The organism is Streptomyces ossamyceticus, assembly GCF_001418475.1.
Classification (GTDB): domain Bacteria; phylum Actinomycetota; class Actinomycetes; order Streptomycetales; family Streptomycetaceae; genus Streptomyces; species Streptomyces ossamyceticus.
Window position 1 is genome coordinate 1 of record NZ_LIQX01000313.1, and the last position, 8720, is coordinate 8720.

Annotated in this window: 7 protein-coding genes and 1 pseudogene; 5 read left to right on the top strand and 3 right to left on the bottom strand. The window is 71.7% G+C overall.

Features of this window, described 5'->3' with window-relative positions:
• Positions 1-3: 3 nt before the first annotated feature.
• The 3 genes from AOK15_RS23150 (at position 4) to AOK15_RS23160 (ending at position 3626) form a co-directional block, all read left to right on the top strand.
• Entirely contained in the window at positions 4-1338 is a 1335-nt protein-coding gene (locus AOK15_RS23150; protein WP_055519945.1) for an alpha-2,8-polysialyltransferase family protein, read from the top strand.
• 7 nt (positions 1339-1345) lie between these two features.
• Positions 1346-2524, top strand: a complete 1179-nt coding sequence (locus tag AOK15_RS23155) for an acyltransferase family protein (protein WP_205632211.1) — start codon at positions 1346-1348, stop codon at positions 2522-2524.
• A 166-nt stretch (positions 2525-2690) separates the two neighbouring features.
• Positions 2691-3626 carry a class I SAM-dependent methyltransferase gene (locus AOK15_RS23160; protein ID WP_055519938.1) on the top strand — a complete coding sequence of 312 codons (936 nt, stop codon included), beginning with the start codon at positions 2691-2693 and terminating at the stop codon, positions 3624-3626.
• A 77-nt stretch (positions 3627-3703) separates the two neighbouring features.
• On the opposite strand, the gene AOK15_RS23165 is transcribed toward AOK15_RS23160, so the two are convergent.
• Positions 3704-4375 (bottom strand): TetR/AcrR family transcriptional regulator C-terminal domain-containing protein, encoded by a 672-nt coding sequence (locus AOK15_RS23165; protein WP_055519940.1) that lies wholly within the window; start codon positions 4373-4375, stop codon positions 3704-3706.
• A 73-nt stretch (positions 4376-4448) separates the two neighbouring features.
• On the opposite strand from AOK15_RS23165, the gene AOK15_RS23170 reads away from it, so the two are divergent.
• Positions 4449-5954, top strand: a complete 1506-nt coding sequence (locus tag AOK15_RS23170; protein WP_055519942.1) for an FAD-dependent oxidoreductase — start codon at positions 4449-4451, stop codon at positions 5952-5954.
• A 31-nt stretch (positions 5955-5985) separates the two neighbouring features.
• Here the strand turns inward: AOK15_RS23170 and leuE are convergent, their stop codons facing one another.
• Positions 5986-6639, bottom strand: a complete 654-nt coding sequence (gene leuE, locus AOK15_RS23175; protein WP_055519949.1) for a leucine efflux protein LeuE — start codon at positions 6637-6639, stop codon at positions 5986-5988.
• 63 nt (positions 6640-6702) lie between these two features.
• Positions 6703-8283 (bottom strand): acyl-CoA mutase large subunit family protein, encoded by a 1581-nt coding sequence (locus tag AOK15_RS23180; RefSeq protein WP_055519943.1) that lies wholly within the window; start codon positions 8281-8283, stop codon positions 6703-6705.
• A 240-nt stretch (positions 8284-8523) separates the two neighbouring features.
• On the opposite strand from AOK15_RS23180, the pseudogene AOK15_RS23185 reads away from it, so the two are divergent.
• Positions 8524-8720, top strand: a pseudogene (locus AOK15_RS23185) (L,D-transpeptidase family protein); the annotation flags it as partial.

Genomic DNA, 8720 nt, shown 5'->3' on the forward strand with positions numbered 1-8720 from the left:
CGCGTGACCACGCAGATCTTCATGGCGTCCACGCTGTACGGCACGGCCACCCTGGCCGCCGCCCTGGACACAGAGTGCTTCCGCCCGGCGGACCGGCGCATCCTGCTGATCTCCAACAACGCGGCGACGCCGGAGACGGCCCCCGCCCTGGACGAGATGCCCGGCTTCGAACAACTGCGGACCCGCTTCGACGACGTCATCTCCTGGAACGAGACCATCTCCCCGTTCCACCCCGGCGGCTGGTCCCCCCGCATGGACGACGTGCCCCTGTGGGAACGGCATCTGCGGCTGCTGTGGGGCCTCGGCGACGACGACGTCGAGCTGGCGGTGGAGTCCATCCAGGTCCACCCGGCGCTCGGCTTCACCCAGATCTTCACCGGCGCGCCCGTCACCGTGTACGCCGACGGCCTGATGAGCTACGGCCCCACCCGCAACAAGATCGACCCGCTGGTCGGCACCCGGATCGACCGGCTCCTCCACCTGGACCTGGTGCCGGGTCTGGAGCCGCTGCTGCTCACCGAGTTCGGGGTCCCGGCCCGGATCGTGCCGACGGACGCCTTCGTGAAGGTCCTCGCCGAGCTGGTCGACACCGGTGACACGCTGCCCGCCGTCGAGGAACCGGCGCTGCTGCTCGGCCAGTACCTCTCCGCACTCGGCATCCTCACCGCCGAGGAGGAGGAGGACCTCCACGTACGGATGCTGAAGGGCGCGGTGGCGCTCGGGCACACACGGGTGGTGTTCAAGCCTCACCCCAGCGCCCCGGCGCGCTGGTCGCGCGGGCTGGAGAAGGAGGCCGAACGGCTCGGCGCCGACCTCACGGTGCTCGACACGCCGGTCCTCGCCGAGGTGCTCTACCAGCGGATGCGTCCGGCGCTGGTGGTCGGCTGCTTCTCCACGGCCCTGCTCACCGCCTCCGCGCTGTACGACCTGCCCGTGGCCCGTGTGGGCACCGGGACCCTGCTGGAGCGGCTCGCGCCGTACGAGAACAGCAACCGGGTGCCGGTCACCGTCGTGGACGCGCTGCTGCCGGACCTGGGCGACCGGACGGCGGTGGAGGCGCGGAAGCCGGGGATGAGCGTGGCCGACCTCAACCGGCTGGTCCGCGCGGTGGGGTACGCCATGCAGTCCAAGATCTACCCGTCGCTGCGCACGGAGGCCGAGTCGTATCTGGCGAGGCATCTGAGCACGCACACCCTGCGGTACTTCAAGCGCCGTCGGCTCACCTCACTGGGGCTGCCCGGCGGTATCCCGGTCCAGCTCGCGTTCATCCCGCGCAACGCGACCGTACGAAGAGTCGCGCGCCGGGCCAGGTCCCTCAAGCGAGCGACCCTGGGGTGAGCGCGGCGTGACCGCGAAGAGCACGACGCTTCCGACGCTCTCACCGGAGGCGGGCACCACCCCCGGCACGACCCCGCGCACCACCCCCATCGCGACCCCGGCCTCCGCCGCTCGCGGCGGGGCCCGCCCCGCGCCCCGGCTGTACGCCCTCGACGGGCTGCGGCTTCTCGCCGCCCTCTCGGTCGCGGCCTACCACTACGGAGGCCGCGACGGGGAGATCGGGAAGGCGTGGGGGACCTCGCCCGCCGTGCAGTTCCCGACCGCGCACGGCTGGTTCGCGTACGGCTGGGCGGGCGTCCAGGCCTTCTTCGTGATCAGTGGGTTCGTCATCTGTGCGAGCGGCTGGGGGCGTTCGGTCCAGTCGTTCCTCGCGTCCCGCGCGGCCCGGCTGCTGCCGGCGTACTGGGCGGCGGTCGTCCTCGTCGCGGCGGTCCTGGCCCTGCCGGGGATCGCGTTCGCACGGGTGTCGGCCAGCGAGTTCCTGGTCAACCTGACCATGCTCCAGATGCCGCTGGGCGCGGACCGCGTCCTCGGGGTGTGCTGGACGCTGTGGGCGGAGGTCCGCTTCTACGTCCTGTTCGCGCTGTGCGTCGTCCTGCCCGGGGCGACCCGGAGACGGGTCATCTGGTTCTGCGGCGGCTGGACGCTCGCCGCGACCCTGGCCGAGGCATCAAGGGAACCGTTCCTTCAGCTGGTGCTGATGCCGGAGTACGCGTCGCTGTTCATCGGCGGCATCGGCCTCTACCTGGTGCACCGGGACCGCCGGGACACCGTCGCCTGGCTGATCGTGGGGTTCAGTCTGCTGCTGAGCCAGTACCACACGGTCCGGGACATGTGGCACGGCCCGAACGACGCGTTCTTCTCCTACCGCCCCCAGTTGGGCATCGTCCTCGCCGTCGCCCTCGGCTTCGTGGCCGTCGGCGCGGTCGCGCTGGGCTTCCTCGACCGGGTGAACTGGCACTGGCTGACCACCGCCGGGGCGCTGACGTACCCGTTCTACCTGGTGCACGAGCACCTCGGCTGGCCGGTGGTGCAGGCGCTGCACCAAGGTCTGGGGCTGCCGTCCTCCCTGACGCTCGCGCTCACCGTGGCGCTGATGCTGCTGCTCGCGTGGCTGCTGCACCACGGGGTCGAACGGCCGATGCAACCGCGGCTGCGCGCGTCACTTCGGGGACGCCGTCGTTGAACCCGGAATTGTCCCAGTGTTCACCCAGGTCAGGGGTTCGAAACGGCCTTCGCGGAGAGGCTCCGCAGCATCCTTGACCGGGTCGGGGCCTTCTCGTAGGTTCCTGGCCCGTTCGCCTGTTCGCCTCGTCGACGCAAGAGAGTCTTCCGTCCTCATGACCTCTGACATGACCTCTGAACAAGGCACGATCCGGCTACCCCGTGAACTCGACGACGTACCCGGCTGGTTCCCGGTGCTCGACCAGCTCCTCTTCAACTGGTTCCTCGACCGACAGGAGGCCGCCGGTGAGCGGGGCGACCTCCTGGAGGTCGGTGTCTACATGGGCAAGAGCGCCATCTTCCTCGGCCGGCACCTCCAGGAGGGCGAGTCCTACACGGTCTGCGACCTCTTCGAGAGCGACGCCCCCGACGACGCCAACGCGGCGGAGGCCACCAAGTCGTACCGCAGCACCCTGACCCGGCGGGCCTTCGAGGCGAACTACCTCGCCTTCCACGACGAACTGCCCCGCGTCCTGCAAGGCCCCAGCTCGCTCGTCCCCGGTGAGGTGAAGCCGCGCTCGTGCCGTTTCGTGCACATCGACGCGTCCCACCTCTACGAGCACGTCCGGGACGACATCACCGCCGCCCGCGACATCCTGCTCCCCGGCGGCGTCGTCGTCCTCGACGACTTCCGCTCCGAGCACACGCCCGGTGTGTCGATCGCCGCGTGGGAGGCCGTGCTCAACCGGGGCCTCAACCCCGTCTGTCTGAGCACCCAGAAGCTCTACGGCACCTGGGGCGACCCCGAGCCGCTCCAGGAGGCCCTGCTGGAGATGGCCGCCGGGCGCGACGACTGCCACCTCAGCAACCAGCGGGCCGCCGGGCACCGGGTGATCCGCCTCAAGTCCAAGGGGATGAAGGCGCCGGACTTTCCCGGGTCCCGCCACTGGACGGAGCCCGAGCCGGCGCCGACGCCGGCCGGGCCCACCGTCACTGCCGTGCGGTCGCGGCCCCAGCCCCGGCCGCCGCTGAGCGGGGCCCGTCGGCTGGCCGCGGATCTGCTGCCGCCGGTGGTGACCAGGGCGATCCGCAAGGCGCGGGCGGGGAGGAGGCCGGGGAGGTAGAGGTCGAGTGGGGCTGGTCGCGCAGTTCCCCGCGCCCCTTTTGGGGGCTGCGCCCCCTCAGGGTCGGCGGGGCCCCCTCAGGGTCGGTCGGGTCTCATCGTCGCCCCGATTCCCGCCAGGACCGCCTCCAGCCCTACCTCGAAGCCCCGTTCGTGGTCCTGGAAGATCTCTTCGCCGGCCTCCGCCGCCAGGGGGAACGCCTTCAGGCGTTCGGCGCGCGCCGTGAGGTCGTAGCCCTGCGGGCCGGCTGCCGGATCCGGGCCCATCGCCTGTTCCTCGATGACGTGGCCGATCGTGTAGCTGTACGCCGTCAGCCAGGCCCGCGCGGCTCCCGCCGGGGTGAAGCCCGCCGCCGTGAGCATCCGCAGGTGTGCCTCCATGGGCTCCGCGTACGACAGGTCGGTGAAGCGGGTCCCGCTGTACACCTTCGCGCCGTCGCGGTAGCGCAGCAGATGCTCCCGCATCCCCCGCATCCGCGCCCGTAGCCCCTCCTGCCAGTCGGCGCCCTCTTCCCCGGCCGACGACAGTCGCGCCCAGTCCGCCGCCATCCGGCGGACCATCTCGGTCGCCATCTCGTCGAGCAGGTCCTGCTTGTTCTTGAAGTGCCAGTACAGCGCGGGTGCCTGGACGTCGAGTTCCTTGGCGATCGCCCGGAGGCTCAGCCCTTCCAGACCGACCTCGTTCAGCAACCGCAGGGCCGTCTCGGCGACCTGCTTCTTGTCCAGCTTCGGGGATTTCCTGGAAACCACGTTGACAGCTTAACGGCGTTAAGCACATGCTGTCGCCCGTCAGAACTTAACGTCGTTAAGGAGAGGTTCTCGGATGCGTACGGACACGCACACCACCGACGTCCTGATCGTCGGCGCGGGCCCCACCGGTCTCGCCCTCGCCGTCGACCTCACCCGGCGCGGTGTCCGCGCCCTGCTCGTGGAGCGGGCCGGCGCCCTGTTCCCGGGGTCGCGCGGCAAGGGCATGCAGCCGCGCACGCTGGAGGTCATGGACGACCTCGGCGTGCTGGACGCGATCCACGCCGCCGGCGGCCCCGCGCCCGTCGGGATGATCTGGAGCCTCGGGCGCCGGCAGGGCGAGCACCGGATGTTCGACGAGGTGGAGGCGACGGAGGCCGAGCCGTATCCGGGGCCCTGGCTGATCCCGCAGTGGCGTACGCAGGAGATCCTGCTGGCCCGGCTGCGGGAGCTGGGCGGTGACGTGGTGTTCGACCGTGAGCTGGTGAGGCTGGCCCAGGACGCCGACGGCGTCACGGCGTCCTTCGTCCACGGCCCCGAGGTCCGCGCCCGCTACGCCGTCGCCGCCGACGGGGGCCGGTCGACCATCCGCCGTCTCCTCGGTATCGGCATGACCGGCGAGACCGTCGACCCGGCCCCGACCCTGGTCGCGGACGTGCGCATCCCGGCCCTGGACCGCGACCACTGGCATGTGTTCCCGCCCGCGGCCGACCCGGAGGACGCCCACGGCACGGTGCCTGCGGGGGCGGTGCGGCCCGCCCGGCCCGGCTCCCTGACCGGCGGCTTCCTGGCGATCTGCCCGCTCCCCGGCACCGACGACTTCCAGCTGGTCGCCAACTTCCCCGGCGCCGAGGCCGTGGTGGACCTCTCCGCCGACGGCATCCGCAAGGTGGTCGCCGCCCGCTCGCACCTCGCGCCCGGGGATGTGACCCAGGTGCGCTGGGCGTCGGACTTCCGGCCCCGGGCGGCGCTCGCCGACCGCTTCCGCGCGGGCCGCGTGTTCCTCGCCGGGGACGCGGCGCACGTCCACTCGCCCGCCGGGGGCCAGGGCCTCAACACCAGCGTGCAGGACGCCTACAACCTGGGGTGGAAGCTGGGCGCGGTGCTGCGCGACGGTGCGGACGCGGCGCTGCTGGACACCTACGAGGAGGAGCGGCGCCCGGTGGCGGCGGACGTCCTGGGCCTGTCCACGCGGGTCCACCGGGGCGAGCAGCGCCGGGGCCGCGCCACCCGCCAGCTCGACCTCGGGTACCGGGGCGCCTCCCTCTGCGTCGACACCCGCGAGGACCTGCCCCCGGACGCCCTCCGCGCCGGGGACCGCGCACCCGACGGACGGCGCGGCGGCGTACGTCTCTTCGACGCCTTCCGCGGCCCGCACTGGACTCTGCTCACGGTCGGCACCGAGGCCGCGGACCTGCCGGAGCTGCGGGGCGTGCGACGGGTCCGCATCCCGGCCTACGCGGTGTACGGCACCGGCGTCTTCCTGGTACGCCCCGACGGCTACGTCGGCTGGGCGGGCGGGACGGCGAGCGACCTGCGCCGGTACGCGACCCGCGTGGGCCTCGCCGCAGCCACACCGTGAGCTGCCGGACGCCGCTCGCCGCCCTGACCTGCTATGCGCCGCTCGCCAGAGACAGCTTGACGGCGAAGCCGAGGAACAGCGCGCCCGCCGCCGAGGTCGCCCCGGCCGACAGCCGCTTGCGGCGGCGGAACGCGGCGGCCAGCTTCGTCCCGCCGAATATCAGCGCGGTCAGATACAGCACGCTCGCGAGCTGGGCGAAGGCGCCGAGCACCACGAAGGAGAGGGCGGGGTAGGCGTACGCCGGGTCCACGAACTGCACGAAGAAGGCGACGAAGAACAGGATCGCCTTGGGGTTGAGCAGGCTGATGACCACCGCCCGCCGGAACGGCCGCTCTCCTTCCACGGCTTCCCCGCCCGCCACCTCGGCCACCGTCTGCCGGCGGCTGCGCCACATGCCCCACGCGGCCCGCAGCATGCCGACCGCGAGCCACGTCAGATAGCCGGCGCCCGCGTACTTCACGATCCCGAACAGCACGGCGTTGGCCTGCAGCAGCGAGGCCACCCCCGCCGCCGACAGGGTCATGAGCACGGCGTCCCCGCACCACACGCCCGCCGCGGCCCGGTACCCCGTCCGTATCCCCCGCCGGGCGGCGACGGACAGCACGTACAGGGAGTTGGGGCCGGGCAGCAGGACGATCAGGACGAGGCCCGCCAGATAGGTGGGAAGGTCGACGACTCCGAACATGGGCCGCATTCTGGCACGGGGGTACGACAACCCGCCCCGGAGTCCGGAAGGCGAACGCCCCCGTCAGAAGGCGTCGGACGGCACGTACGTGCCCCACACCTCGCGGAGCGCGTTGCAGACCTCGCCCACCGTGGCGCGGGCCTTCAGCGCCTCCCGCATCGGGTACAGGACGTTGTCGGTGCCCTCGGCGGCCTTCTTCAGGTCGGCGAGGGCGCTGTCGACGGCCGCCTGGTCCCGCTCGGCGCGCAGCTTCGCGAGGCGCTGCGCCTGCTGGGCCTCGATGGCGGGGTCGACGCGCAGCGGCTCGTAGGGCTCCTCCTCGTCGAGCTGGAAGCGGTTGACGCCGACGACGACACGTTCGCCGGAGTCGGTCTCCTGGGCGATCCGGTAGGCGCTGCGCTCGATCTCGTTCTTCTGGAAGCCGTGCTCGATCGCGGAGACCGCGCCGCCGAGGTCCTCGACCTTCCGCATCAGCTCGACCGCGGCGGCCTCGACGTCGTCGGTCATCTTCTCGATGACGTAGGAGCCCGCGAAGGGGTCGACGGTCGCGGTCACGTCCGTCTCGTAGGCCAGCACCTGCTGGGTGCGCAGGGCCAGGCGGGCCGACTTGTCGGTGGGGAGCGCGATGGCCTCGTCGAAGGAGTTGGTGTGCAGCGACTGCGTGCCGCCCAGCACCGCGGCCAGGCCCTGCACGGCCACCCGCACCAGGTTCACCTCGGGCTGCTGGGCGGTCAGCTGGACGCCCGCGGTCTGCGTGTGGAAGCGCAGCATCAGCGACTTGGGGTTCTTCGCCCCGAACTCGTCCTTCATCACCCGCGCCCAGATCCGGCGCGCGGCACGGAACTTGGCGACCTCCTCCAGGATCGTCGTCCGGGCGACGAAGAAGAAGGAGAGGCGGGGGGCGAAGTCGTCGACGTCCATGCCGGCCGCGACCGCCGTGCGCACGTACTCGATGCCGTCGGCGAGGGTGAACGCGATCTCCTGCGCGGGCGAGGCACCGGCCTCGGCCATGTGGTAGCCGGAGATCGAGATGGTGTTCCACTTCGGGATCTCGGCCTTGCAGTATTTGAAGATGTCCGCGATCAGCCGCAGCGAGGGCTTGGGCGGGAAGATGTACGTGCCGCGGGCGATGTACTCCTTCAGCACGTCGTTCTGGATCGTGCCGGTCAGCTGGTCGGCGCTGACGCCCTGCTCCTCGGCGACGAGTTGGTACAGCAGGAGCAGCAGCGAGGCGGGGGCGTTGATCGTCATCGACGTGGAGACCTTGTCCAGCGGGATGCCGCCGAACAGGACCCGCATGTCGTCGATCGAGTCGATGGCCACACCCACCTTGCCGACCTCGCCGTGCGCGATCGGGGCGTCGGAGTCGTGGCCCATCTGGGTCGGCAGGTCGAACGCGACGGACAGGCCCATCGTGCCGTTGGCGATGAGCTGCTTGTAGCGGGCGTTGGACTCCACCGCCGTGCCGAAACCGGCGTACTGACGCATCGTCCACGGCCGCCCCGTGTACATGGACGGGTACACACCGCGGGTGAAGGGGTACTTCCCGGGGGCACCCAGCTTGTCCGCCGGATCCCAGCCCTCGAGGGCGTCCGGTCCGTACACCGGCTCGATGGGCAGTCCGGACTCCGACTCGCGCGCCATGGTGTGTGCCTCCGCGTTGCTTGTTACTCGGTGGTTACTCGCTAGTACAGACGACCCTCGCGACGGACTGTAGCGGCGGCCGTGCGCCCGGTGGAGGGGCACCTGCTGGGACCTTGCTCACAACCATGCCCCGTTGTTCGCGACGGGTCACGCCCGGGCAACCTTTCGGCAGACCCGGTCGGGAGGACGGCCGGGCCCGCGTGCCCACGAGACCGCGGCCATGAGACGGCGGGGAGCCGGATGCGTACCAAGGACATGCGGAGATCGGCGGCCGCGCTCGCGGTGATCGTGGTGGCCGGCGGCTGTACGGGCCCGGTGGTGACGCTGGACGGGGACCAGCGGCAGCCGGTCCGTATCGACGGGACGGCCACGCCGGGCGGCGGCACCCTGAAGGACGACGGCGACACGAAGGCCGGCGGCGACGGCGACCAGAAGGG